Raw genomic sequence first — 25,128 nt, 5'->3', positions numbered from 1 at the left:
TTTAGATTGCTGCCTTGACGGCGCTGAGGAACTGCTGCGTGCGCGCGCGCTGCGGATCTGCGAACAGCTCTTCGGGCGGGGCCTGCTCCTCGATCTTGCCGCCGTAAAAGAAGCAGACCCTGTCGGAGATGTCTTTGGCAAAGCCCATCTGATGGGTCACCATAAGCATGGTCAGCTTGTACTCTTCGACAAGCTTGCGGATGACATTCGTCACCTCGCCGATCACCTCGGGATCGAGCGCAGACGTCACTTCATCAAAGAGCATGATCTTGGGGCGCATGGCGAGCGCCCGGGCAATCGCCACCCGTTGCTGCTGGCCGCCCGAGAGCTGGCTCGGATAATGATCGCGCTTGTCCGCCAGTCCCACCATGTCGAGCAGTTCGACGGCCCGCTCCCTGGCTTCGGTTTTTGACATGCCGAGCGAGTAGACCGGCCCCTCCATGCAATTGCCGAGTGCGGTCATGTGGGGAAACAGGTTGAAGTGCTGAAAACACATGCCGATCTGCGCGCGCATTTCGCGAAGATGGCGGGCATCGGCGGGCACCAGAGTGCCGGCCTTCTGCATATGCGTCAGCGGCTGGCCGTCGACATAGATGATGCCGTCATCGATGTTTTCCAATGTCATCAGCACCCGCAGAACGGTGGTCTTGCCCGAACCGGAAGGTCCGATGATCGTCACCATTTCACCGGCGGAGACATCAAGGTCCAGCCCATCGAGAACGGTGAGTTCGCCGTAGCGTTTGGTCACCCCGGAAAAGCGGACCATCGGACGCTCGGGACCTTCAATCGAGGCTCGGTACGTGCTGGCGTTCATGGGCCTTTTCCTGTTGTTCAAGCCGGGGTCCGGATGGCGTGCCGGCAGGCAGATTCACGACAAGTTCAGACGTCGTCGGCTGGGCGCAGCACAAAAGAACCTGATCAGGCGGCGGAGCTTTGACGGAAGACGGATAGGTCACCTGCCCCCGCTCAAGCCCGGCGACACAGGTGCGGCAAAGGCCGGACCGGCAGGCCGCCGGCGGGCGCAGACCGGTCTCGGTCTCGACCCAGGCCAGAAGCGGTCCACGTGAAGGTGTCCAATCGCCATCGACATCATGGGATGCGATGGTCACATGCGCCTTTGGTGCCGGTTGCGCTGTTGTGCCCTGCGCACCGCTGACGTCGAAGAGTTCGAAATGCAGGCGGTCTCCATCGCCGCCCATCGCATGATGAGTCTCGCGCACAGCCTCAATCAACCCCAACGGACCGCAAACGAAAAGCTCGATGTCCACACCGGCCGCCGCGACGATTCTTGCAATATCGGGCCGCCCGGATGAGATGTGACCGTCGATGGAGTGTTCCGGACTTGGCCGTGTCAGATGCAGCCTGTAGCTGAAACGGCCATCCGCAGCGGCAAGAGCCGCCAATTCGTCGTCAAAGGCCGCATGCGAGCGGTCACGGCAGATATAATGGAGCGACAGGGGCACTGGTCGGTCCCCTGCAAGCAGGGCCTTTATCTGCATGAGGATTGGCGTGATGCCGATCCCTCCGGCTATAAACAGGATCGGCCGGTCAGGACGTTCAGGCAACACGAAATCGCCGGCAGGCGGATATATGCGGCACGGCCTGCCGGCCACATCCGGCCCGTTCAACAGCGCCGAGACCGACGGTTCGTTGTGGCTGTCGCATTCGCGGCGTACGGCAATGCGATAAGGCGCGTACGGTGCAGCCGCCCCCGGCCCATCAATCAACGAATAGCAACGATAATGCGTGTCACCGCCGGCGGTTTCCACCCCGACCGTTATGAACTGGCCGGGCTTCGCGACGGCCCCTGCCCCGCTGGCCGGTTCGATGTCGAGCACAGCCACATCGGGGGCGGCATAATGCCGTGAAACAATGCGGCCGGAGGCGGATGGCACGGCGATCCCGGGCCTGAAGGCCAGGACACGCTCCTTGATCGTTGCACCAAGCGCCGGGTCGAGATCGGGCGAGGCAAGCACACGCTCGACGGTATCGGGGTCGAGATCAAAAGCCGTTATGGCGTGGTTGAGTTCCGCAATGGTCGCGTTTTCCGGGCAGGTGCTTTCGACCACAAACGGCGCCTGACGCCAGACTTCGCCCTCCTCCACCACAGCCGCATAAATCCCCGTCTTTCCACTGGCTGAAAACCGGGCAGGAAAACCGGGCCCGGTGCCGACAAAATGCGCCATTTTATAACATGGCACGCGCGGCAGCACGAGCCGCAGCAAAGCCGTTCCAACCCTGATCGTATCGCCGATCCGCAAACGGGTTTCATCAGGACCGGAATAGGTGACGTTTTCAGACAGTATGCCGGCGGGAAGCTGACGTTCGAGCAGTTGCGAAAAATACAGGTAGTGGTCCTGTGCCAGAAGATAGACAGCATGGCTCCGCCGGCCCAGCCGGCGCGCGGTGCCGAGTTCATTTTCCTGCAGGCCATCAGGACCCACGCCGATGCGTCCGGAAACGGAATGACGCATATAGGCTGTCGGCTCCCGCACTCCGGCGATGCGTTCCTGCCGGGTTTTGCCGAGAAACAGGTCGATGACCTCATTTTTCATGTTGGATTGTCCGTCGTTCGGCATCTGAAAAACTTCCCACAGGTATACAGGTATCTGGGTTCTTGCAGACGAACCATCTGAAATTGGGCTTATTTCAGTGTTATTCGTCTGAACTTGTATTTTTCTCTGGATTTTGATCACGTGTTGCGGAAGGATGCATATGTGACACTTGGCGTGACCGCTGCACACGAAATCAAAGGAGAGATTTCCATGGACGTTGCAAAGTTTTTGGTTGGCACACTCTGCGCTGGCGCAATTGCTCTGGGTGCGGCCGCCGCTTCCGCGGCGGACAATTCACTCATTGAGCAGTTCAAATCGGAAGGCGTAACGGTCGGCATCGCCGGATATGCGCCCTATGGATACAAACAGGCCGATGGCAGCTTTACCGGAGAGCAGGTCGAGGTGGTCCAGCATGTTCTCGACGAAATGGGCATCACCGACATCGAATATGTCGCCATGGACTTCGGCGCGCTGATCCCCTCCCTGGTTGCCGGCCGCATCGATCTGGCCGCCGCCGGCATTTATATCCGGCCCGAGCGTTGCAAGCAGGTGCTGTTCGCTGAGCCGACCTTCGGTCAGGGTGCGGCCTATGTCGTCAAGGCGGGCAACCCGAAGGGTTTGCACAATTTCAAGGATATCGCTGAAACCGATGGCGCCATACTTGCAGTGCTTGCAGGCGGCACGGAAGAGACACTGGCCAAGCGCGACGGCGTTCCCGACGAAAAACTGCTGAAGGTATCCGACAAGGCTGCCGGCATTTCGGCCGTCATGGCCGGGCGCGCCGACGGCTTCGCATTGTCGGCGTTTGCGATCGCCGACATCGTGCGCACCGCGGGTGAACTGATCGGCGTGGAAAGCTCCGGTTCGATTACCGAGATTGCCGGAGAGGTCTACAAGGGCCACGGCGCGATCGCCTTTCCGAAAGGCCAGAGCGAAGACGATCTGGCCGCCAACATGGCCTTCCGGGATGCATTCGACGCGATCCAGGCCGACTATATGGAAAGCGGCGGCTACCTCAAGATGGCATCCGCCTGGGGCTTCACCGATGCAGACGGCCCGGCCCTGGCCCAGAAGGAGCTGTGTAAAGCTGGCCTGTGATCAGTTTCCAGGCGCGCCGCAATCAGCCACGCGGCGCGCTTGCCATGGAGAAATGAGCTAACATGTCGATCCGGGCCCTGGTGATCACTCTTCTGGTGACGGTCGCACTCGGCCTCGTCTACTTTTTCAGTTCGCCCTTTGCCGCCAACGGAGAGGTTTTTGTAGACGGGGCGCTGGTGACGCTGAAGATCGTGGTCGTCTCGTCCGTGATCACCGTGGTGATCGCCTTTACAGCCGGTCTCGGTCGACTGGCCCCTTGGGCGCCGGTGCGATGGCTGTCCGCCGGTTATGTCGAAATCTTCCGCGGCACCTCGGCACTGGTTCAGCTCTTCTGGCTCTTTTATGTCCTGCCCCTGTTCGGGCCCCGGCTCGATCCGTTTGTTGCCGGTGTTCTGGCCGTGTCGCTCAATGTCGGGGCCTATGCGGCCATTGTCGTTGAGGCATCGGTGCGCGCCGTGCCGAAGGCACAACTGGAAGCGGCCACGGCAATCAATATGACGGGCTGGACCAGGATGCGGCGCATCATCCTGCCGCAGGCCATCCGGATGATGATCCCCCCGTTCGGAAATCTGGCGATCCAGCTTTTCAAGCTGACGGCGCTTGTCTCGTTCATCGGGATCTCGGACCTCACCTACACCGCCTATCAGCTCAATCAGACCACCTATCGCACCGTGGCGGTCTTCACGATCATTCTGTTCATGTATTTTGCCATCGGTCTTTGCATCACAATCGCCATGAAGCTGCTGGAGCAGCGTTTCTCCCGTGGCGTGGCCAAGGTGGCGGTTCGATGATCTGGGACTGGAACTACGCGATCGAAATCCTGCCGGTGATGGCACAGGCGTCGCTCGTGACGCTGCAGGTCACGGTTCTTGGTTTTGCCGTTGCGGCGGCTTTGGGATTGGTCTGGGCGATCATCTCGCTCATGCAGATACCGGTCGTGACCTTCTCGGTACGCCTCTTCATCGAATTCATCCGCAGCACGCCGCTGCTGATTCAGCTCTTTGCGGTCTACTATTTCCTGCCCATGGCGGGCATCTTCCTGTCTGCCATGGTGACCGGGGTCCTGGTGCTGGGCGTGCACTATTCCGCCTATTGCGCCGAAGTCTACCGCTCCGGTTTCCAGCAGGTCAGCCGCGGCCAGTGGGAGGCCGCCCGCGCCATTAATCTGAGCACCGCCGACACCTTCAGGCGGATCATTCTGCCGCAAGCGGTGCCGCCCATTATCCTGCCCCTCGGCAACTATTTTGTCGCCATGTTCAAGGAAACGCCGGTTCTTCTGGCGATTACCGTGATCGAACTGGTGGCGACGGCCCGTATCATCGGCAACGATACGTTCCGCTATACTGAGCCGATCACGTTGGCCGGCTTGTTCTTCCTGATCCTGAGCCTGATGGCCGCGCAGTTCATGCGATACCTCAACTGGCGTTTCGCACTGCCGCAGCCGGGCCGTTGACCGACCGACGAGGAGCCATGACATGAAATTCAGCGACGCAATGGTACCGCATCGGCCACCGAGCAACGACCTTTCGGCGCTGCAGCAGCGCACGGAAGACATTTATCAGACCGTGCGCCACCGGATCTGCACCAATCGCTATCCGCCGGACACCATCCTGTTCGAGGAGGTTCTGGCCAAGGAATTCTCAGTCAGCCGGTCACCGATACGCCGCGTTTTGTCCAAGCTCGAACATGAGGGGCTGGTTGAGATCAAGCATGGCGTCGGGACGCGCGTCACCCGCATAGACCCCGATGAACTGACTGAGGTCTACGAGATCCGCATGATCCTTGCCACGAACTCCGGCCCGTATTTCAAGACGCCCTTCGATCCTTCAATTCGCGAAGTCCTGGTACAACGCAAGCACGAATTCCAGGCACTCGCTCCTGGCGATATCAACGGGTTTGCCGATATCAATGTGCGCTACTATACCGAACTGACCGGCTTGCTGGACAACAGCTACATGCGCGAGATTCAGCGCAGCCTGTTCTTTCAAACCACACGCATGTGGCTGATCATGCTGCCTGAAATGGAGTGGGGGCCGATCATCGAGGCGGTTTCCGTCGAGATTGACGACCTCATTCGGGTGATCGGAAACGATGATCCGGTCGGGCTCGGCCTTTTGATGCGCAACCATCAGTTCATGTCGCTCAGCATATTTACTGACGTGATGCGTGAGGGCGCGCGCGGCGGCCACGCTTCTCCTTTGTGACGACCGCAGCTCCCAAGGCGTTCGATGTTCAAATTGTACCAATTCCGCTGCATTGACCGCTATACGATGCCGCCTCCGGCACCGGATGTCATTGGCCGTTCAGCGCTGACTTTCGCCCTGTATCCGGATGACCGGAACGTGGCCACCGGATCGATGGCGGCGTGCTTTTCGAGCCTCGCCATGGCCAGGATCGGTTCCACATCGGTTCGGAAAGCGGTCTTGAGTTCTCTTGCCGCCATAACCGCATCGTTGTTTTCCTGGAATTCGGCGAGCGCTGCCCGGTCCACCAGCAGGGCCAGCGCGTAGGCGCGCTGCACTTCCATCGCACTCACCAGCAGGCTCTCTATGGGATCGGTCACGTTATGCGACTGGTCGAGCATATGAGCCGGTTCAAATCCCGGCTTTCCCTCGGCATCGGCCAGTTCATTGAAAACAAGAAACAGCCGGTAGGGATCGATGGAAGCGGTGTCGAGATCGTCGTCGCCATATTTGCTGTCGTTGAAATGGAAGCCCCCAAGCTTGCCGAACTGGATCAGCCTGGCAACGATCATCTCGATATTGACATTGGGTGCATGGTGGCCGAGATCGACCAGGCAGAAGGCCTGCGGACCCAATTCCCGGGCGATCAGGTAGTTGCTGCCCCAATCCTGAACAACGGTCGAATAGAAGGCCGGTTCGTACATTTTGTGCTCGGTGAACAACCGCCAGTCGGACGGCAATTCGCCGTAGATTTTCTTGGCCGAATCCAGATAGCGCTCGAGCTGGCGGGTGAAATTCGACTGCCCGGGGAAATTGGAGCCGTCACCAATCCAGATCGTCAACGCCCTGGAGCCTATGGCCCTGCCAATCTCGATACACTCCAGATTGTGCTCGATGGCCTGTTGTCGGGTGGCGGCATCAACATGGCTGAGCGAGCCGAATTTGTAGCTCAATGGCTGGCCGGGCTGGTCCTGGAACGTATTGGAATTCATGGCGTCGAAAGTCAGTCCGACAACATCCGCCTTGGCCTTGAGGTCAGCGGCCGGCGCCTTGTCCCATGGAATGTGCAGCGAAACGGAGGGTGTAGCGCCGGCAAGCTGTTGAATGACGCCGCAATCGTCGAGCTTGTCAAAAATATTGCGCGGTTCGCCCGAACCGGGAAAGCGGGCGAAGCGCGTGCCGCCGGTGCCGACGCCCCAGGACGGAACCGCAACGCCGTAGGCAGAGACCTTCGTCTTGATGGCTTCTATATCGATCCCCCGCCGGGCAAGATGGTCGCCCAGCCAGTCGTAGTCTGCGCGCAGGCCGGCCTCGGTCTTTGCATTTGCGTTTTCGATTACATCATAATCGATCATTTGCACCTCCCGCGGCCCATACGGCCTGCGACCGTTTATCGTGTGAATGCCAGCGCGTTGCCACCGTCAACATTGACAATGTTGCCGGTCGATTTCGAGGCGCTGTCGGAGGCAAGGAAATAGGCCGCCTCGGCAATATCTTCCGGATAAACCGATCGTTTCAGCAAAGTGCGCTGACGATACATTTCCTCAAGGCCTTCCTTATCGGTCTTGTAGGTGCTGGCGCGCTGCTCAAGCCACTCGCCGGTCCAGATTTTTGAACCCCGCAACACACCGTCCGGGTTGACCACATTGACCCTTATTCCGATCTCAGCTCCCTCCAGGGCAAGGCAACGCGCCAGGTGGATTTCGCTCGCCTTGGCCGTACAGTAAGCCGAGGCGTTGGGTGAGGCTGCCAGGCCGTTTTTCGAGGCAATGAAGATGATCGCGCCGCCCATGCCCTGGTCTCGCATCAGCCTGAATGCCTCGCGGCTTACCAGAAAATAGCCCGTGGACAGGATATCCATATTCCTGGTCCACATTTTCAACGTGGTTTCCTCAACCGGTGCCGATGACGCAATGCCCGCATTGGACAGGAGAATATCAAGCCCGCCAAAGGCCATCATGGTTTCGGCATAGGCCGCAGCGACCGCGTTTTCGTCGGTAACATCCATGACCACGGTACGAACGACATCACTGGAATAGCGATTGATGAGGGTTTCGGCCGTCGCGTTCAGCAGATTTTCGTCTATATCGGCCAGCACCACGCAAGCACCTTCGGCGAGATAACGCTCAGCAGTGGCGGAACCTATGCCGCCGGCCGCTCCGGTTATCATGGCTATCCGGCCAGCCAGGCTCTTGGCTTTGGGCATGCGCTGAAGCTTGGCCTCTTCCAGCGGCCAGTATTCGATGTCAAAGGCCTCCTGATCGGGCAAGCCGCAATATTCGCTGACTGCGCAGGAGCCGTGCATTACGTTGATTGCGTTGACGTAGAACTCGGCAGAAATCCTTGCGGTCGCTTTATCTCTGGCAAAAGTCAGCATGCCGACGCCGGGCACCAGATAGACCACGGCATTGGGATCGCGCAGCGGTGGCGAATCGGCATGCTTGCAGCGATCGTAGTATGATTTGTAGTCTGTCCGATAGGCGGCGATCGCCTCGCCGAGGCCGTTCAACGTGGCATCGATATCGGGCTTTGCCGGATCGAATTCCACGACCAGAGGCCGGATTTTGGTGCGCAGGAAATGATCGGGGCAGGATGTGCCCAGCGCCGCCAATTGCCGCATGTTCTGTGCGTTTACGAACTCAAGCACGGCGTCACAGTCTTCGAAATGACCGATCATGTGATGCCGGTCGCTGATCATTCCGCGTATTGCCGGCATCAGGCGTGCAGCAACGGCGCGGCGTTCAGATGACGGAAGGCTCTCGGTTGCGCGCCCACCAAATGCGGGCGTGTCGCCGATCTCCTCCTCGAGCCAGGCAATGGCCTGATTGATGATATCGATGGTGACCGCATAGCAATCCGCGGCCGTGTCTCCCCAGGTGAAAAGGCCATGACTTTCCAGGACGACGCCGTCAGCATCGGGATTTTCCCGACAGAAATTCTCAAGCCACAGACCCAATTCGTAACCGGGCCGCTTCCACGGCAACCAGCCGATCCGGTCGCCAAAGATCTTCCTGGTCAGTTCTTCCGAATTTTTCGACGCGGCGATGGCAATGATTGCGTCGGCATGCATGTGATCGACATGTTTACGCGGAACATAGGCGTGCAGCGGCGTGTCGATCGAGGCGGCGCGAGGGTTCAGGTTGAAGGTACAGTGCGCCAGGTAGCCGACCATCTCATCTTCGAATTCCACACCGCGGTACAGGCCCTTAAGAGCATTCAGCCTGTCCATGTACAGCGTGGCGAAGCCGTCGATCCCGATTGTTCCGACATCGCCACCTGACCCCTTGACCCACAAAACCTCGACATCGTCACCGGTCAGGGGGTCCTTCTCAAGAACCTTGGCAGAGGTATTGCCGCCGCCATAGTTGGTGATGCGCTTGTCCGAGCCCAGCAGATTTGATCGATACAGCAACCGCTCAGGTTCACTCATGCCCCCTGCAACGTCATCGTCCCATCTGTTCTCCAGGCGACTGGAGATCGGTTCGTTTCGCATGAGTGACTCCCTGAGGCATACGGCAATGACACGCTGATACAGGTCAGCATCTCAAAAGTCAATCATATTCAATCATAAACGATCAATATTGCACCGCAATATCACCAGTTTTGATTGATTATGATTGACAATGGCAGAATTTGGTGTCAATTAGTGGCGGTGGGAGGAATCTATGCACGAAAAAGAACGCCACCGAATTATCCTGTCCGCCGTTCAGGATCGGCCGGTGGTCACCATCTCCGATCTGGTGGAAATGACCGCCTCGTCAGAGGCAACGATACGCCGCGACGTGGCGGCACTACACAAGCAGGGCAAGCTGCGACGCGTACGCGGCGGCGCCGAAGCAATCACACCTCCCCAATTCGTCGGACTGGCCGGCCGCCCCTTTTCCATCAACGAGACACGCCACACGGCCGAGAAACAGGCGATCGCGCGGGAAGCGGTTGCGCTGTGCAATGATGGCGATTCCATCATCATCAACGGCGGGACAACGACCTTCCAGATGGTGCATCCGCTGGCCAATCGGCGCATGCAGATATTCACCAATTCCTTCCCGATTGCGGAACATCTGCTCAAGCATTCCAAAAACACAATATTGCTGTCGGGCGGTGTGATCTACCGCGAGCAGAACATCATCCTGTCACCGTTCGACAACGATGTGACAAGGAATTTTTATGCCAAACGCATGTTCATGGGAGCCCAAGGGCTCGGCCCGATCGGACTCATGGAAAGCGACCCCCTGTTGATCCAGGCGGAATCGAAACTCATCGACCAGGCCGACGAACTGGTCGTCATGGTCGACTCTTCGAAATTCGCATCCCGGTCGAGCCTTGTGTTGTGCCAGCTCGAACGGATCACGACCGTCATCACGGATGATGGGATTGACGATAAGGCAGCCCGAATGATCGAGGCGGCCGGCGTCAGACTGATCGTCGCCGCGGTTACAGCGTCGGCGCAAACCGAGGATTCGAACTCCGGTTGACACCGGTGGAGATCCGAAAAGAGCTCAACGGAGGATATTCATGAGCATTCTGAAGAAACTTCTCGTTTCCGCGTCCGTCGCGGCAGCGTTGATCGCATCGCCTGCAGCGGCCGATGAGAAACGCATAGCCATTGTGGTCAAGGCGCTGGGAATAGGCTTCTTTGAAGCCGCTGCCAAGGGTGCCGAAGAAGCCGCGGCCGAATTGGGTGATGTCGAAATCATCTATACGGGCCCGACCGATACCACGGCCGAAGGGCAGATCGAGGTCATCAATTCACTGATCGCGCAAAAGGTGGACGCGATTGCCGTTTCCGCCAACGACCAGGATGCTCTCGTGCCGGCGCTGAAGAAAGCGATGGATCGCGGCATCACGGTCATCTCCTGGGATTCCGGCGTCGCGCCGGAGGGCCGGCAAATGCACCTCAATCCGTCATCCAACCCACTGATCGGCAACATGATCATCAAGCTGGCAGCGGATCACCTGCCGGACGGCGGCGATGTTGCTGTCCTTTCGGCATCCGCGACCGCCACGAACCAGAACACCTGGATCGAGGAGATGAACAAGGTCAAAGGCAACTATCCCAACATCAATGTCGTGGCCACGGTCTATGGAGACGACCTGGCGGACAAATCCTATCGCGAAGCGCAAGGGCTTATGAAAACCTATCCGGACCTCAAGGCAATCATCGCGCCGACGTCCGTCGGTATTGTCGCTGCCGCACAGGCAGTCACCGATGAGGGAAAAGCCGGCGAGGTCAACGTGACCGGACTGGGGCTGCCATCGGAAATGGCCGGCCACGTGGCCTCCGGCGCGTCGAAGTCCTTTGCCATCTGGAATCCCATTGATCTTGGATACGCAGCGACAATGATCGCTTACAATCTTGCGACCGATCAGGCTGAGGCGAAACCCGGCGGCTCAATCCCGATGGGTCGTATGGGCGAGGTTGTGCTCGACGAGACAAACGCCGGCGCGATGGCGGACCCCTTTGTTTACGACTCGTCAAATATCGACGATTTTAAGGACATCTTTTAGCCAAGCAGCGTGGCCGGTCTTCCGGCCGCGCCCCTTTTCGCGGAGGCGGCAATGTCGAGCAATGCTGTGCACAGCGAACCCAACGAGAGCCAGATTGCAGACGGCGTAGCGCCTATCCTCGAACTGGGCGGGATCACAAAGAAATTTCCCGGTGTCGTGGCTCTGTCCGATGTGAGCCTTCGTTTGTATCCCGGACAGGTCACGGCGCTCATCGGTGAAAACGGCGCAGGCAAGTCAACGATCGTCAAGATCCTGACGGGAATCTATCAGCCGGACTCCGGAGATATGAAGCTGAATGGCACTATCGTCAGATTTCCAACCGCCCATCATGCGTCGGATGCCGGCGTTACCGCTATCCACCAGGAAACCGTCCTGTTCGACGAACTCAGCGTCGCCGAGAATATCTTCATAGGACATGCTCCGAAAACGCGCACGGGCCTGATCGATCTTGCGGAAATGAACAGGCGGGCTCAGGAACTGCTCACGGGCATCGACGCCGAGATCGATCCCACCGTAAAGCTGCGGGAGCTGGGCATTGCCAACAAGCACCTCGTGGCGATTGCCCGTGCTTTGTCGATCGACGCACGCATCGTCATCATGGATGAACCGACCGCTGCTCTTTCTCACAAGGAGATCCAGGAATTGTACGAACTGGTCGGTCAATTGCGCGACCAGGGCAAAGCAATTCTGTTCATCAGCCACAAATTCGATGAAATATTTCAGATCGCCGACCGCTACACCGTGTTTCGGGACGGACAGTTCGTCGGCGAGGGCCACATCGCGGATGTGGACGAGAACGCCCTCGTCCAAATGATGGTTGGCCGGTCAGTCGACCAGATCTTTCCGCATCGTGAAACGCATCAGGGAGAAGAAATTCTCCGGGTCTCCGACTACTGTCATCCGACCGAGTTTGAAGACATTTCCTTCACACTGCGCAAGGGAGAAATCTTGGGCTTTTACGGACTGGTCGGCGCCGGCCGCAGCGAATTCATGCAGTCTCTTTTTGGAATTACCAGACCCTCGAAAGGCGTCGTCAGAATTGAAGGCGAAATCGCTGCAATCGACAGCCCGGCACGGGCAGTCGCGGCCGGCATCGTCTATGTGCCCGAGGATCGGGGAAAGCAGGGGACGATCATCGGCCTGCCGATTTTCGAGAACATCACCTTGCCGTCGCTCGATCGCACCTCGAAGCGGGGCTTTATCCGGCTCGCCGAGGAATTTTCGCTGGCCCGCACCTATGCCGAAAGGCTGGATCTGCGTGCGGCTTCGCTCGATCAGGACGTGGGCAATCTCTCCGGCGGCAATCAGCAAAAGGTTGTTATCGCGAAATGGTTGGCCACCCGGCCGCGCGTCATAATCCTGGACGAGCCGACCAAGGGGATCGACATCGGCTCCAAAGCCGCAGTGCATGAATTCATGGCCGAACTCGCTGCCCAGGGCCTGGCCGTGATTATGGTCTCTTCGGAAATCCCTGAAATTCTGGGCATGTCAGATCGCGTCATCGTAATGCGAGAGGGAAGAATAGTGGCGGAGGTCGAAAACGAACAACTCACTCCGGAAAGTCTGGTTCGACACGCCGCCGGCATTGCGGAGTCGGTGCATTGACGCTTCTGCTCAAGAGCCGCGAGGCGGTGTTGTTCGGTGCGATCATTGCGCTGATCGTGGTGATCTCGACACGCTTTCCCGCATTCGTCGCACCTTCCAATCTGGCAAACGCCTTCAATGACACGGCGCCGTTGATTATTCTTGCGCTGGGCCAGATGGCCGTAATCCTCACGCGCTGCATCGATCTTTCGGTTGCCGCCAACCTTGCCCTCACCGGGATGGTGGTGGCCATGCTCAACACTGCTGCGCCGTGGCTTCCCGCGCCTGCCATAATCATGATTGCCATCGGCCTCGGCGCCGTCATGGGCTCGATCAACGGATTCTTCGTCTGGAAAATGCGCATTCCCCCGATTGTCGTCACGCTTGGCACGATGACAATTTTCCGTGGCGTTATCTTCCTGATCTCCGGCGGCGAATGGATCAACGCCCATGAAATGGGCGAAAATTTCAAGGCGTTTCCACGCGCCATTGTCCTGGGCCTGCCGGTGATGTCGTGGATCGCCATTGCGATCGTCGCACTGTTTTATCTGCTGATTACGAGGACGCCGGTAGGACGGGCCTTCTTTGCCGTCGGAGGCAATCCGGATGCCGCCGTCTATACGGGCATCAATGTCGGACGCACCCAATTCATCGCCTTTTTGCTTTCGGGCATGCTCGCCGGACTTACCGGATACCTGTGGGTCGCCCGCTACGCCGTCGCCTATGTCGATATCGCAGCCGGCTTTGAACTCGAAGTGGTTGCCGCCTGTGTGATCGGCGGAATTTCGATTGCCGGAGGCATCGGTTCGGTTGGCGGTGCAGTTCTAGGCGCCGTTTTTCTGGGTGTCATCAAAAACGCTCTTCCCGTCGTCAATATTTCGCCGTTCTGGCAACTTGCGATTTCCGGTTCCGCCATCATTATCGCGGTTGCCTTCAATGCGCAGACCCAGCGGTCGAAAGGTCGCGTCATTCTCAAGAAAGCGGAACACGCGACATGAGCATCACGGCAACAAACCGGTCCATACCCGACAGGCTCGGATCGCCGGCACAACGCTATCTCAAGAGCTGGGAGTCGTTGTTGCTCCTGGTTGCGGTTTTCGTGTTCCTGCTCAATTCGCTGGCGTCCCCCTATTTCCTGGATGCCTGGAACCTGAGCGACGCAACATTCAATTTCACGGAAAAGGCGATGATCGCATTCGCCATGGCGCTGCTGATCATTTCCGGCGAGATCGATCTTTCAGTTGCCTCGATCATTGCGCTCGCATCGACCGCGATGGGCGCGGCAATCCAGTTCGGCGCGGGAACGCCGGAAATTGTTGCAATCGGACTTTCCGTCGGACTGATCTGCGGTGCCTTCAACGGCGCGCTCGTCACCGGGCTGGGTCTGCCGTCGATCGTGGTCACAATCGGTACGATGAGCCTTTTCAGGGGTATTTCCTACATTGTTCTCGGCGACAAGGCCTATACCGGCTATCCGGCCAGTTTTTCCTTTTTCGGGCAGGGCTATGTCTGGTGGGTGATCTCGTTCGAACTCGTATTGTTCTTCGTGCTGGCGATCATCTATGGGGTTGTCCTTCACAAGACCAATTTCGGCCGTGCCGTCTTTGCGATCGGCAACAACCCTGTCGGCGCCATGTTTTCCGGTATTCGGGTGGCAAGGGTGAAATTCATCCTCTTTTTGAGCACCGGATTGATGGCCAGCGTCGCTGCGATCTGCCTGACGTCACGTCTCGGATCAACGCGTCCCTCCATCGCCGTCGGATGGGAACTGGAGGTCGTCACCATGGTGGTTCTGGGTGGCGTCAACATTCTGGGCGGATCGGGGTCCATTCCCGGCGTCGTCATTGCGGCTTTCGTAATGGGTCTTGTGACCTTCGGGCTCGGCTTGCTCAACGTGCCCGGAATTGTGATGTCAATTGTCATCGGGATGCTGCTGATCGGCGTGATTGCCCTGCCGCGGATGTGGCAGCAGTTTGCTGAAAAAAGAAGCGCGTGACGTCATGGAAAAACATGCATTCAAGATGCGCCTGAATCCGGGGATGGAAGCCGAATACCGCCGGCGTCACGAGGAGATCTGGCCGGACCTGGTCGAGTTGCTCAGACAGGCGGGCATATCCGACTATTCTATTCATCTGGATCCCGAGACCAACATTCTGTTTGGCGTGCTTTGGCGAACCGATAACCACACCATGGACGCCTTGCCCTCCCATGAAGTGATGCAACGCTGGTGGGCCCACATGGCCGACATCATGGAAACAGGATCCGGCAATCAGCCGATCGCAGTGCCGCTGACAACCGTATTTCACATGGAATGATCAATGACGGCGCGCAGGAATACGGCAGTCATCGATATCGGCAAGACGAATGCCAAGATTGTCTTGGTGGACAATCACCGCTGGCAGGAACTGGCGGTGATCAAACGCCAGAATGCGACTTTGTCGGGTCCGCCCTATCCGCATTTCGACCTTTCAGCGCTGTGGCGGTTCATCCTCGACGGGCTGGAAGAAATGCAGCAATCCCATGGGATCGACGCCATCGTTGTCACGACCCATGGCGCGTCGGCTGTACTTATAGACAAATCCGGCGATCTGGCTGTTCCAATGCTGGATTATGAGCACAGCGGACCGGATGCGCTTGCAGCGGACTACGACGCGGTGCGACCGCCATTTTCGGAAACCGGTTCTCCCCGGCTGCCGCTCGGCCTCAATGTCGGCGCGCAGTTGTACTGGCTGTTCCGGACCGTCGACGGCCTGTTCGAGCACACGGACCGGATCCTCACCTACCCTCAATATTGGGCGTTCCGGCTTACCGGCATTGCTGCGACGGAACCGACATCGCTTGGCTGCCACACCGATCTGTGGTGTCCGCAAAAGGGCGGTTTTTCCTCGCTGGTGGAGACGCAGGGGTGGCTGACCAAGATGGCACCGGTTCACAGCGCCGGCGAGACACTCGGTCCATTGTTGCCGGAGATCTGCCGTGCCACAGGAATAGCCGCGGATGTACCGGTCATCTGTGGCATACATGATTCCAACGCGTCACTTGTGCCGCACCTCCATGCCCGGAAGCCTCCCTTCTCGGTCGTTTCCAGCGGCACCTGGGTCATCGTCATGTCCGTCGGCGGCCGTCAGGTGCAATTGGCGCCTGATCGTGACACGCTGATAAATGTCAACGCGTTCGGCGAACCGGTCCCGTCAGCCCGTTTCATGGGTGGGCGCGAGCATGAGCTGGTACTGGGCGGCCGAGCCGCATCCTGCACGGATGACGATTTGCAACACGTGTTGGACAACGGCATCATGCTGCTGCCCGCTGTCGAGAACCGATCCGGCCCTTTCCAGGGAAGGAAATCTGCATGGATCGGGGACGAGGATGATCTGACGGATGGCTGGCGATTTGCGGCTCTTTCTTTCTATCTGGCGGGCATGACGGCGGTTTGTCTGGAAATGGTTGGCGCCCGCGGCGAGACAGTTGTGGAAGGTCCGTTTTCAAAGAACCGCGCCTATTGCACCATGCTGGCCGCCGCAACCCGCCGTGATGTCGTTGCGGTCAGTGGAACGGGGACGAGCGTTGGCGCGGCGATGCTCCGGGATCCAGGTTCGCAAGCCGGTACCGGTGGGATTGCCCGGTACGATCCGGGTGACAGTTCGCTGAATCACTATGCGGATAAATGGCTGCAGGAAACGCTTCACCGTGTGTGAGGCGGCGGCGTATGAAGTAGATCCATCAGTTGGCGGCTGCTCCGTATTCGACGTTCTGTCTTCCGTAGCGTCGCACACGAACGTTGCATTGTTCGGCATGGCCGACAAAGCCCTCGAGCAAACAGAGCCGAGAGCCATATGCTCCGATTTCCGCGGCCGCCTTATCGGTCGTTATTCGTTGGTAACTGTGCGTTTTCAGATATTTGCCGACCCACAGTCCGCCGGTATAGCGACCTGCCCTCTTTGTCGGCAAAGTGTGGTTGGTACCGATGACCTTGTCTCCGTTTGCCACATTTGTTCGGGCCCCGAGAAACAGCGCACCGTAGCTATGCATGTTATCCAGGAACCAGTCGTCGCGATCGGTCATGATCTGAACGTGTTCTGACGCGATATCGTTTGCGACATCGAGCATCTCTTCGTACGTATTGCAGACAATGACCTCGCCATAGTCGCTCCAGGATACCCGCGCCGTGTCGGCTGTCGGCAAGACCGCCAACAGTCGATCAACTTCGTCCAGCGTGGCCTTCGCGAGTTTTTCTGAATTCGTAAGAAGCACACATGGCGAATTATACCCGTGTTCGGCTTGACCAAGGAGATCTGTTGCACAGAGTTCGGCGTCAGCGGCGCTTTCATCAGCAATAACCATGGTCTCCGTCGGGCCGGCGAACAAGTCGATGCCTACGCGTCCGTAGAGTTGACGCTTCGCTTCGGCGACAAATGCGTTTCCGGGGCCGACCAACATGTGAACGGGTTCAATGGATTCCGTGCCGAGCGCCATCGCACCAACAGCTTGAATACCTCCCAGGACATAGATCTCATGGGCGCCGCCAAGATGCATGGCCGCAATAACAGCCGGATTCGGTTCGCCTTTGAAGGGCGGTGTTGCCGCGATGATGCGGGGCACTTTGGCAACGTCGGCCGTCGCGACAGACATATGTGCGGAAGCAACCATCGGAAACTTCCCGCCTGGGATGTAACAGCCAACTGATTGAACGGGAATATTACGATGGCCCAGCACCACGCCGGGCAGCGTCTCAACCTCGATATCGAGCATTGAGTTTCTTTGCGCCCTTGCAAACTGGCGTACTTGTTGTTGCGCAAATTTGATGTCGTCCATATCGCGGCTCGACACTTTGTTGATCAGGGCTTCGATTTCACCGTCGGCAAGACGAAAGGTGCTGGGCGCGTAGCTGTCGAACCTCTCGCTCAGATCTCGCACCGCCGCATCTCCACGATCTTCGATGTCAGACAGGATGGCTTGAACTGCATCTCTGGTCTTTTTGTCGTCCTCGGAGCGTTCTGCGTCAGGCTTGCCACGCTTCAGATATCTGATGGCCATAAGTTTCTCCCAATCGGTTTTCAATCATCATTTTGCAAACGTTTACATATATACGAAGAATAATACAAGGTATCTTTATCGCGAATTTTTGCCATTTTTAAAGGGATTTTGACCGTTAATTGCCGTCGCTTGACACCGGACATTTGAAAATGATATGTAAATTTTGCAAACGTTTACGTTCATGCGTTTGTTTCAAACAGCTTTCGCTCAACTGGGAGGACAGCATGCGAAATCTACTGACATTCACCGCAATCGCCGTCGGACTTCTGTCTGCAAGCGGCGCAGCCGCAGAAAGCCGCCTCGTGAAGATCGGGCACGGCGTCCCGGAAACTGCCACGCTTCATCTCGGTTTGGAGAAGTTCGCAGAACTGGCAACTGAGTATTCGAACGACACTCTTGAGTTTCGAATCTTCCCAAACCAGCAGTTGGGCGGCGATCGCGAGTTGATCGAAGGACTGCAGTTTGAAAGCGTCGACATCACGGCAGTAAGCGGCACCAATCTGGCACCGTTCGCGTCCGAGTTTTTTGCGTTCGACGTTTTCTTTATGTTTGATGACCACGCACATGCCGACCGCACATTCGACGGACCGGCCGGGCAAAAACTCCTCACGTACCTCGAACCCATCGGCATCCACGGGCTCGGCTTCATGGAGAACGGGTTTCGCTCAATGACGAATTCGCGCGGACCGGTTGAGGGCGTCGATGACATCGCCGGCCTCAAGATCCGCGTTGCGGAGAATCCGGTTCAGATTGCCGCCTGGTCGGCGCTTGGCGCAAATCCCACGCCAATGGCCTGGGGCGAGCTCTTCACGGGACTTCAGCAAAAGACCGTGGATGCACAGGAAACCTCTATCGAGTTGATCGAGTCCCAGCGTTTCTATGAAGCGCAAACCGACATGACGATATCTCAACATACGTATACGCCTTTCGTCTTTCTCTCTTCATTGGGCTTTTATTCAAGCCTGACTGATGAGCAGCGCGCCGCAATTGACAAGGCAGCGCCGGAAGCAATCGCTTATCAGCGCGAACTCGCCCGTGCGAAGGAGCAGGAGGCTCTTGATGCAATCAAGGCGTCCGGGTTGCGCGTCGTCGAACTTAGCAGCGAAGCCAAGAATGCGATGAAAGCGCTTCTTGGCGAAGCAAACGAGATGGCTAAGGAACGCGCCGGTGAAGCCTACGATGTGCTCGTCGGCGGTGCTGAAGAAGCGCGCTCACAATGACCGGATCGGGCGCCCGGAATCTCACCGGGCGCTCGCGATCCTGCACCTAAATCCACCGTTCTCTTCGTGCGAACCCTCCGGAACGTCGTCCATGGCGATCGATGCTTCGCCGGAGAAGCGCCGACACAAGAGGTGAGCATTCATGAATGTACTTCGTTTCCTGGATCGAAATCTGGAAGCCTATCTCATGATAGCGCTTTTGGGATTTGCGACCGTTATCGTCTTTTCCCAAGTCGTCATGCGGTACGTTTTCGACAGTAGCCTGAGCTGGTCCGAAGAGGCCGCAAGGTACATGTTCATTTGGCTGATCTACCTGGGCATTAGCTACGCTGCAAAACACGACAGACATATCAAGGTCGATGTTCTCTTGCGGATCGGATTCTTCTCTCGAATGTACCCAGGCCTGTTTTCGCGAGACGACAAGAAGATCGTTACCATCTTTGCCGATGTCGTGTTTGTGCTCTTTGCCCTCACGATCGTCTACCTCGGGTACGAATATACCCAGACCCTGTTCCAGCGGGGGCAGAAAACGGCGTCGCTGTTCGGGTTGCCGATCTGGACAATCTACGCCGCAATTCCAATCGGTTACGCCCTTTGTGCATTCCGACTCGCGCAACTGATCTATTCAAGAATCCGTGCGTTCAAGGACGACACACTGTTCTTCATCTCTGACAAGGAGAACACCCCATGAGCCTTGCAGAAAACACACCGATGCCACCTCGCCGCGGCCCTTGGAAGGCCTTTGGTCTGCTGGCGATTGTCTTCGTTTCATTGGCATGGCTGCTATTGGGTGGTCTTGATGGTCTCATGGAGCAGTATCCGGACGTCAGCTGGCCAACGGTCATTCTGTTTTCGACGTTCCTTCTCTGCTTCCTTCTGACAATTCCGGTTGGCATCGCCCTGGGTGTTGCGACGCTCGCCGCAATCGCCTCATCGGATCTCATGAACTTCAGCACGATCATTCGATCGCTTTACCAGGGCGCCAATTCGTTTCCGCTAATGGCTGTGCCGTTTTTTGTTCTTGCCGGGACATTCATGAGCAGCGGTGGCGTGTCAAAGAGACTTCTTAACCTGGCATCCGTCGGTTTCGGTCGAATGACTGGTGGACTGGCGCTGGTGACGATCGCGGCCTGCCTGTTCTTCGGTGCGATCTCCGGGTCCGCTGCCGCGACGGTTGCCGCAATTGGTGTTCTGATGGTGCCCGACATGGTCAAATTGGGTTACGGACGGCCGTTCTCGTCCGCTTTGATTGCATCCGCTGGTTCGCTCGGTGCAATCATTCCGCCAAGCCTGTCGATGATCATCTACGGTGTGGCCACGAATGCGTCGATCCCGGAATTGTTCATGGGCGGCATTATTCCCGGGCTCCTGCTCGGGGTCGGCATGATGGTGTACGCCTATTTCCACTCGAAGAAGAAAGGCTATGTCGGTAGCGACCGCGTCTATACGCGCCGTGAGAAATTCGAGATCTTCTGGGATGCCAAATGGGCGATCCTGGTGCCCGTCATCATTCTCGGCGGAATTTACGGAGGCGTCTTCACGCCAACGGAAGCGGCCGTTATCGCGGTCGTTTACGGGTGGATCATAGGCGTCTTTGTTTACAAGGAGATTTCTTTCAGAAGCCTGCCAAAAGACCTTCTCGAGTCGGCTGCGGTCACGGCAGTTCTGCTGGTCATCATCGGCACTTCGAACGCGTTCGGCCAGGTTCTTACAATCGAGCAGGTCCCGACAAAAATTGCGGGACTCATCACTTCAATCTCGGACAATCCACTCGTCATCTTGTTGATGATCAACATCCTGCTGCTGATCGTGGGCACTTTCATGGAGACGCTCGCGGCAATCATCATCCTTGCTCCAATGTTGCTGGGTCTCGTCAAGGTGCTCGGCCTGGACCCTGTCCACTTCGGCCTGATCATGTGCGTCAACCTGGCCATCGGGTACATCACGCCGCCTCTTGGAGCGAACCTCTTTGTCGCCTCCAGTGTCACGGGAACGAGCTTCTCCGACATTTGTCGATCGATCGGTCCGTTCATTCTCACGATGATCGTGATTTTGATGATCCTGACCTATGTCCCGCAGTTGACGATGTTCCTGCCGAAGTATTTCATGAGGGACATGCCCTTTTCTGAGGCGATTTCTTTCTAGTGATCTGACGGGGCGTGCAACTGCGCGCGCCTCGTTTTACGGTTCGTGCGGAGATGCCCAGTATGTCAACTCGGCGGTGGATCATGGCGAAACAGAAGGTCACTCTCAACGACGTCGCAAAGAAAGCCGGCGTTTCCATTGCGGCAGTCAGTCGGACCTTTACCCCCGGGGCAAGCGTATCTCGACCCACCAAGGAAAAGGTCGAACGCGCAGCGCACGCACTTGGGTATCGGCCGAATCGCATCGCCCGCACAATGATCACCGGCAAAAGCCGGATCATTGGGCTCCTGGTTGCCTATCTGGACAACCAGTTTTATCCGACGGCGCTCGAACTGCTCAGTCGCCAACTCCAGGCTCAAGGCTATCATGTGCTGATATTTATGGCCGAGAATGATGCGGAGAGCACACCCAGCGTACTGCAAGACCTGATCGACTATAAAGTCGACGGCATCATTATGGCCTCGGTCGCGATCAGCAACGAGCTCTCGGCACGTTGCACCGAAGAAGGCATCCCCGTGGTACTCTTCAACCGCGAACAGGACGATCCGGACCTGTATTCCGTCACATCGGACAACTATGTTGGCGGTTCAGACGTGGCAAATTTCCTCGTCGCCGGCGGGCATCGGAAGATTGCGCATATTTCAGGATGGAAAGAAACCTCAACCGGCCGAGATCGGGCGAAGGGACTCGTAGATGGCCTCGCCGAGCACGGTCTCGAGCCGACGGTCGTGGTGGATGGGATGTTCGATCCGGAAGTCGCCAAGCAGCAGACAAGACGGATTTTCGGAAGCGGGGACCGGCCGGATTCGGTCTTTGTCGGGAATGACCACATGGCCTTTGCGGTTCTCGACGTGCTGCGTTTCGAGCTCGGTCTTTCGATACCCGACGACGTTTCGGTCGTCGGTTATGACGATGTCCCTCTTGCTGGATGGCCGACCTACGATCTTACGACAATACGACAACCGGTAAACAGGATGGTCGAGAAAACCATTGCAATACTGCTTGACAGGATTGGCGGAAACACCCCCGAACCCAGGACATTGATCCCCGGCGAGCTCATCCTTCGCGGCTCGGCGCGCCGCCCGAAGGTCTTTTGAATGCGCTCAGAACCCGTCGGTACACAGGTCAACCGCGACAAACGCGGATCCATGCGCGCCCCACTCCCACTCGATGGTCAATTGGACAGCTAACTTGCTGAAATCATAACGAAATTCACTGCCTCAATTCGCGCATACCGTCAGCAATGCCGTCAATTTGCCAAGCTGTTGAAATTGGTGAATTTTCAAGTATATCCGCCTTAACTTCCATTCGCCCACATTGGGTCTATCCTAGCGCCGCGACCACCGCATCGACATGGGTGATGTCCGCGACATTCTGCATCGCATATCCGATGGACGCGCGGTGCCAGTCGGCATTCATGGTGGAGCAGGCATTTTCCGGAACAATAATCCGGAACCCCTTGTCCGCCCCGGTGCGCGCCGTGTGTTCGACGCTCATATTGGTCCAGGCGCCGGTGTTGATGATCGTGTCGCATCCGGCGTGGCGCAGGTAACTTTCAAGCCTGCTCGTTTCCCAGGCGCTCATCGACATCTTCTCGACGACGAGATCATTGCCCTGCGGTTCCAACCCCGTGGCTGGCGCCACGCCCCAGGTGCCGCGCACCAGCGCGTTCTCGCCTTTCAGCCCCTGGAACAGGGCCGCGTGCTGCGCGAGCTTCGGATGTCCCGGCTCACAGACCATCCAGACATGGATGACAAGCATGCCCTTCGCACGGCAGGCCTCGGCCAGCCGCCGCGTGTTTTCGACAACGTTCTGCGCCCGCGCATGCTGTGGCGAACCGCTGTCTGCGAATGCGCCGCCATCGATGATAACGTCATTCTGCAGATCCTGGATAATCAGCGCGGTGCGCGCCGGGTCGATCTTTCGCAGCGGCGGGCCAGCCTGAGAAGCACCGGCGGTCGGGGCCGCTGCGCGCGGGGCCGTCGGCGCCCTCGGGTTCATGAACGGCTCGGTGCGCCCGCGAATTTTCGTGCGAACGCTGTAGAGCGATGTCGATGCGCACATGAACAGCGTCTGCCAATCGTCGTCGCCCCAGTGGATATTGGCCACCAGCTCCGGCACCGCGATCTTGCCGATCAGCTGCCCGTCGAAGGAATAGACCCAGACGCCACCGGGGGCCGTCACCCACACATTGCCCTTGATGTCGGCCTTCATGCCGTCCGGAACGCCGGGCTTGAGCGTATCCTTGATGCCCGATGCGAAGACGCGCCCGTTGGTCAGCCGCCCGTCATCGGCGACATCGAACATGCGGATATTGGCCTGCTCCGTGTCGTTGACCCACATCCAGCGCTCGCAGGGCGAAAAGCACAGCCCGTTCGGCTGGGTGAAGGTATAGCGGTCCGACGCCAGCACCGGCTCGTCGCCCGGGCGATGGTCCGCCGGCAGCATGTAGACGCCCTGGAACCCCTGCTGTGTCGGCCGCTCGACCCCGAAATAGGGCATGCGGCCATAGGTCGGGTCGGTGAAATAGATGCGCCCGTCCGAGCGCACGCAGATGTCGTTCGGCGAGTTGAGTTCCCTGCCCTCGAAATGGGAGCAAAGGACCTCGCGCACGCCGTCCCGGCGGATGCGGGCAACCGCGCTGGTGGCATGTTCGCAGACCAGCAAGTTGAGGTCGGCATCATAGGTCATGCCGTTGCCCATGTTGGACGGGCGCTGCAATTCGCTGACACCCTCGCCCGGCCGCCATTTGCGGCGCACATCGCCGGGCATGTCGGAGAAGATCAGGTGCTTGTCCAGCGGGTGCCAGAGCGGCCCCTCGGTAAAGGCGAAGCCTGTGCCGAGCTGCCTGACGGGCGCGTATTCGTCGATCAGCTCGTGAAAGCCCTGTTCGACTGCTTCATGCGACATGTCTTACCTCCCCTGCCCGCCGGCCGGACTTGGCCGTCAGGCGGCGAACCACTGCCGGCTCGGCAGCGTTTCCGTCATCGGTCCGGGTATCGTCATGCCGAGACGTCCGACCACCTGCTGGTTCTCGATCTTCGCCGCCTTGTCATGGACTGGAAGCAGGAAGGTATAGTTGTTGAGCAGCTTCTTGATCGCGCCCTTTTCCTCCCGCTTCGAGCCGGCATGGTTGCCGGTGACCCGCGGCTCCATCCAGTTGTTGGTGTAGACGTGGTTCACGATCTGGTCGTTGAAATCGTAGATGACGTCGCCGCAGATGCAGGCCAGGCCCTCCGCGGTTTCCACCATGACGTTCATCGACCCTTCCGTGTGGGCGCCCGCCGCCTCGCACCACACGCCCGGAATGATCTCCTCGGCGCCGGTGATCTCGAGGTCGAGGAAACGCATCGCCTCGGGCTCGTAGATCCGGTCCACCAAGTGCTTGATGTCGGGCTTCGGATATTGCGGATACATGATGCCGGAAACCGAGAACTCCATCTCCCGGCGGTTCAGCACCACCGTCGTGTTCATCGGGAACAGGTCGTCCTTGCCGGCATGGTCGATATGCAGGTGGGTATGCAGGATGTAGCGGATATCGCCGAGTTTCAGGCCGTGCTTGGCGAGCTGGTTCTCGATCATGTTGTCGTGGAACTGCAGGCCGCGCATGCCGAGGCTTTCCATGATCGCGTTGTCGCGGTAGCCGGTGTCCACCAGCACCGGGTAGGTCCCGCCGAGAATGAGGAAGCCGTAGACGGGCACCCGCCTGACGCGTCCGCATTCATGGCCGAGGACGAGGAAACTCGTCTCCAGCTCGATATCGCCGTAATCCAGTACATGTATGGTCAGCGCCATTTCAGT

Annotated in this window: 22 protein-coding genes; 15 read left to right on the top strand and 7 right to left on the bottom strand. The window is 58.1% G+C overall.

Annotated features, from left to right (window positions below; translation table 11 throughout):
* Nucleotide 1 precedes the first annotated feature (1 nt).
* Nucleotides 2-814 carry an ectoine/hydroxyectoine ABC transporter ATP-binding protein EhuA gene (gene ehuA / locus E4M07_RS22915; protein ID WP_281404996.1) on the bottom strand — a complete coding sequence of 271 codons (813 nt, stop codon included), beginning with the start codon at nt 812-814 and terminating at the stop codon, nt 2-4.
* Entirely contained in the window at nt 783-2,555 is a 1,773-nt protein-coding gene (locus E4M07_RS22910; RefSeq protein WP_169054354.1) for an MOSC domain-containing protein, read from the bottom strand. The genes ehuA and E4M07_RS22910 overlap by 32 nt, the downstream gene beginning before the upstream one ends.
* Nucleotides 2,556-2,765: 210 nt before the next feature.
* Here E4M07_RS22910 and ehuB point away from each other — a divergent pair, with 210 nt between their 5' ends.
* The 4 genes from ehuB to E4M07_RS22890 all read left to right on the top strand — a co-directional run bounded on the left by ehuB (nt 2,766) and on the right by E4M07_RS22890 (nt 5,857).
* Nucleotides 2,766-3,653, top strand: a complete 888-nt coding sequence (gene ehuB / locus E4M07_RS22905) for an ectoine/hydroxyectoine ABC transporter substrate-binding protein EhuB (protein WP_136660730.1) — start codon at nt 2,766-2,768, stop codon at nt 3,651-3,653.
* A gap of 62 nt (nt 3,654-3,715) precedes the next feature.
* Nucleotides 3,716-4,444 carry an ectoine/hydroxyectoine ABC transporter permease subunit EhuC gene (gene ehuC, locus E4M07_RS22900; protein WP_136660729.1) on the top strand — a complete coding sequence of 243 codons (729 nt, stop codon included), beginning with the start codon at nt 3,716-3,718 and terminating at the stop codon, nt 4,442-4,444.
* On the top strand, nt 4,441-5,106 hold the full coding sequence (gene ehuD / locus E4M07_RS22895; RefSeq protein WP_136660728.1) for an ectoine/hydroxyectoine ABC transporter permease subunit EhuD: 666 nt from the start codon (nt 4,441-4,443) through the stop codon (nt 5,104-5,106). Before ehuC ends, ehuD begins: the two co-directional genes overlap by 4 nt.
* A gap of 22 nt (nt 5,107-5,128) precedes the next feature.
* Nucleotides 5,129-5,857, top strand: a complete 729-nt coding sequence (locus E4M07_RS22890; protein WP_136660727.1) for a GntR family transcriptional regulator — start codon at nt 5,129-5,131, stop codon at nt 5,855-5,857.
* Nucleotides 5,858-5,916: 59 nt separating this feature from the next.
* Here the strand turns inward: E4M07_RS22890 and rhaI are convergent, their stop codons facing one another.
* Both rhaI and E4M07_RS22880 read right to left on the bottom strand, forming a co-directional pair.
* The gene (gene rhaI / locus E4M07_RS22885; protein WP_136660726.1) at nt 5,917-7,191 is read right to left on the bottom strand and encodes an L-rhamnose catabolism isomerase; all 1,275 of its coding nucleotides are present in this window, start codon (nt 7,189-7,191) and stop codon (nt 5,917-5,919) included.
* 35 nt (nt 7,192-7,226) lie between these two features.
* Nucleotides 7,227-9,329: a bifunctional rhamnulose-1-phosphate aldolase/short-chain dehydrogenase gene (locus E4M07_RS22880; protein ID WP_136660725.1), complete on the bottom strand. Its 2,103-nt coding sequence runs from the start codon at nt 9,327-9,329 to the stop codon at nt 7,227-7,229.
* A gap of 172 nt (nt 9,330-9,501) precedes the next feature.
* On the opposite strand from E4M07_RS22880, the gene E4M07_RS22875 reads away from it, so the two are divergent.
* The 7 genes from E4M07_RS22875 to E4M07_RS22845 are packed head-to-tail and all read left to right on the top strand — an operon-like array spanning nt 9,502 to nt 16,623.
* Nucleotides 9,502-10,311, top strand: coding sequence for a DeoR/GlpR family DNA-binding transcription regulator (locus tag E4M07_RS22875; protein ID WP_136660724.1), 810 nt, complete (start codon nt 9,502-9,504; stop codon nt 10,309-10,311).
* Nucleotides 10,312-10,351: 40 nt separating this feature from the next.
* Complete coding sequence (gene rhaS / locus E4M07_RS22870) at nt 10,352-11,344, top strand: rhamnose ABC transporter substrate-binding protein (RefSeq protein WP_136660723.1); 993 nt, start codon at nt 10,352-10,354, stop codon at nt 11,342-11,344.
* A gap of 51 nt (nt 11,345-11,395) precedes the next feature.
* Nucleotides 11,396-12,949: a sugar ABC transporter ATP-binding protein gene (locus E4M07_RS22865; protein ID WP_136660722.1), complete on the top strand. Its 1,554-nt coding sequence runs from the start codon at nt 11,396-11,398 to the stop codon at nt 12,947-12,949.
* Nucleotides 12,946-13,926: an ABC transporter permease gene (locus E4M07_RS22860; protein WP_136660721.1), complete on the top strand. Its 981-nt coding sequence runs from the start codon at nt 12,946-12,948 to the stop codon at nt 13,924-13,926. Before E4M07_RS22865 ends, E4M07_RS22860 begins: the two co-directional genes overlap by 4 nt.
* Nucleotides 13,923-14,924, top strand: a complete 1,002-nt coding sequence (locus E4M07_RS22855) for an ABC transporter permease (RefSeq protein WP_136660720.1) — start codon at nt 13,923-13,925, stop codon at nt 14,922-14,924. Before E4M07_RS22860 ends, E4M07_RS22855 begins: the two co-directional genes overlap by 4 nt.
* Nucleotides 14,925-14,928: 4 nt before the next feature.
* On the top strand, nt 14,929-15,243 hold the full coding sequence (gene rhaM / locus E4M07_RS22850) for an L-rhamnose mutarotase (RefSeq protein WP_136660781.1): 315 nt from the start codon (nt 14,929-14,931) through the stop codon (nt 15,241-15,243).
* A 3-nt stretch (nt 15,244-15,246) separates the two neighbouring features.
* Entirely contained in the window at nt 15,247-16,623 is a 1,377-nt protein-coding gene (locus E4M07_RS22845) for an FGGY-family carbohydrate kinase (RefSeq protein ID WP_136660719.1), read from the top strand.
* A 25-nt stretch (nt 16,624-16,648) separates the two neighbouring features.
* Here E4M07_RS22845 and hisD read toward each other — a convergent pair whose 3' ends face one another.
* Nucleotides 16,649-17,962 carry a histidinol dehydrogenase gene (gene hisD / locus E4M07_RS22840; RefSeq protein WP_136660718.1) on the bottom strand — a complete coding sequence of 438 codons (1,314 nt, stop codon included), beginning with the start codon at nt 17,960-17,962 and terminating at the stop codon, nt 16,649-16,651.
* Nucleotides 17,963-18,186: 224 nt separating this feature from the next.
* Between hisD and E4M07_RS22835 the strand changes: the two genes are divergently transcribed.
* From E4M07_RS22835 to E4M07_RS22820, 4 genes are all read left to right on the top strand, one after another.
* Nucleotides 18,187-19,182, top strand: coding sequence for a DctP family TRAP transporter solute-binding subunit (locus E4M07_RS22835; RefSeq protein WP_169054353.1), 996 nt, complete (start codon nt 18,187-18,189; stop codon nt 19,180-19,182).
* 142 nt (nt 19,183-19,324) lie between these two features.
* The gene (locus E4M07_RS22830; RefSeq protein ID WP_136660716.1) at nt 19,325-19,873 is read left to right on the top strand and encodes a TRAP transporter small permease; all 549 of its coding nucleotides are present in this window, start codon (nt 19,325-19,327) and stop codon (nt 19,871-19,873) included.
* Complete coding sequence (locus E4M07_RS22825; protein ID WP_206057369.1) at nt 19,870-21,327, top strand: TRAP transporter large permease; 1,458 nt, start codon at nt 19,870-19,872, stop codon at nt 21,325-21,327. Before E4M07_RS22830 ends, E4M07_RS22825 begins: the two co-directional genes overlap by 4 nt.
* An 83-nt stretch (nt 21,328-21,410) precedes the next feature.
* Nucleotides 21,411-22,424 (top strand): LacI family DNA-binding transcriptional regulator, encoded by a 1,014-nt coding sequence (locus E4M07_RS22820; RefSeq protein WP_136660715.1) that lies wholly within the window; start codon nt 21,411-21,413, stop codon nt 22,422-22,424.
* Between the two features lie 226 nt (nt 22,425-22,650).
* Here E4M07_RS22820 and E4M07_RS22815 read toward each other — a convergent pair whose 3' ends face one another.
* Nucleotides 22,651-24,237 (bottom strand): isochorismatase family protein, encoded by a 1,587-nt coding sequence (locus tag E4M07_RS22815; protein ID WP_136660714.1) that lies wholly within the window; start codon nt 24,235-24,237, stop codon nt 22,651-22,653.
* A 36-nt stretch (nt 24,238-24,273) separates the two neighbouring features.
* Complete coding sequence (locus E4M07_RS22810; protein WP_136660713.1) at nt 24,274-25,122, bottom strand: N-acyl homoserine lactonase family protein; 849 nt, start codon at nt 25,120-25,122, stop codon at nt 24,274-24,276.
* Nucleotides 25,123-25,128: the final 6 nt, after the last annotated feature.

Origin of the sequence: Nitratireductor sp. XY-223 (assembly GCF_004959855.1) — a bacterium.
Taxonomy (GTDB): domain Bacteria; phylum Pseudomonadota; class Alphaproteobacteria; order Rhizobiales; family Rhizobiaceae; genus Hoeflea_A.
The sequence above is the reverse complement of the archived record's forward strand: the minus strand, read 5'-3'. Positions and strand labels throughout refer to the sequence as shown.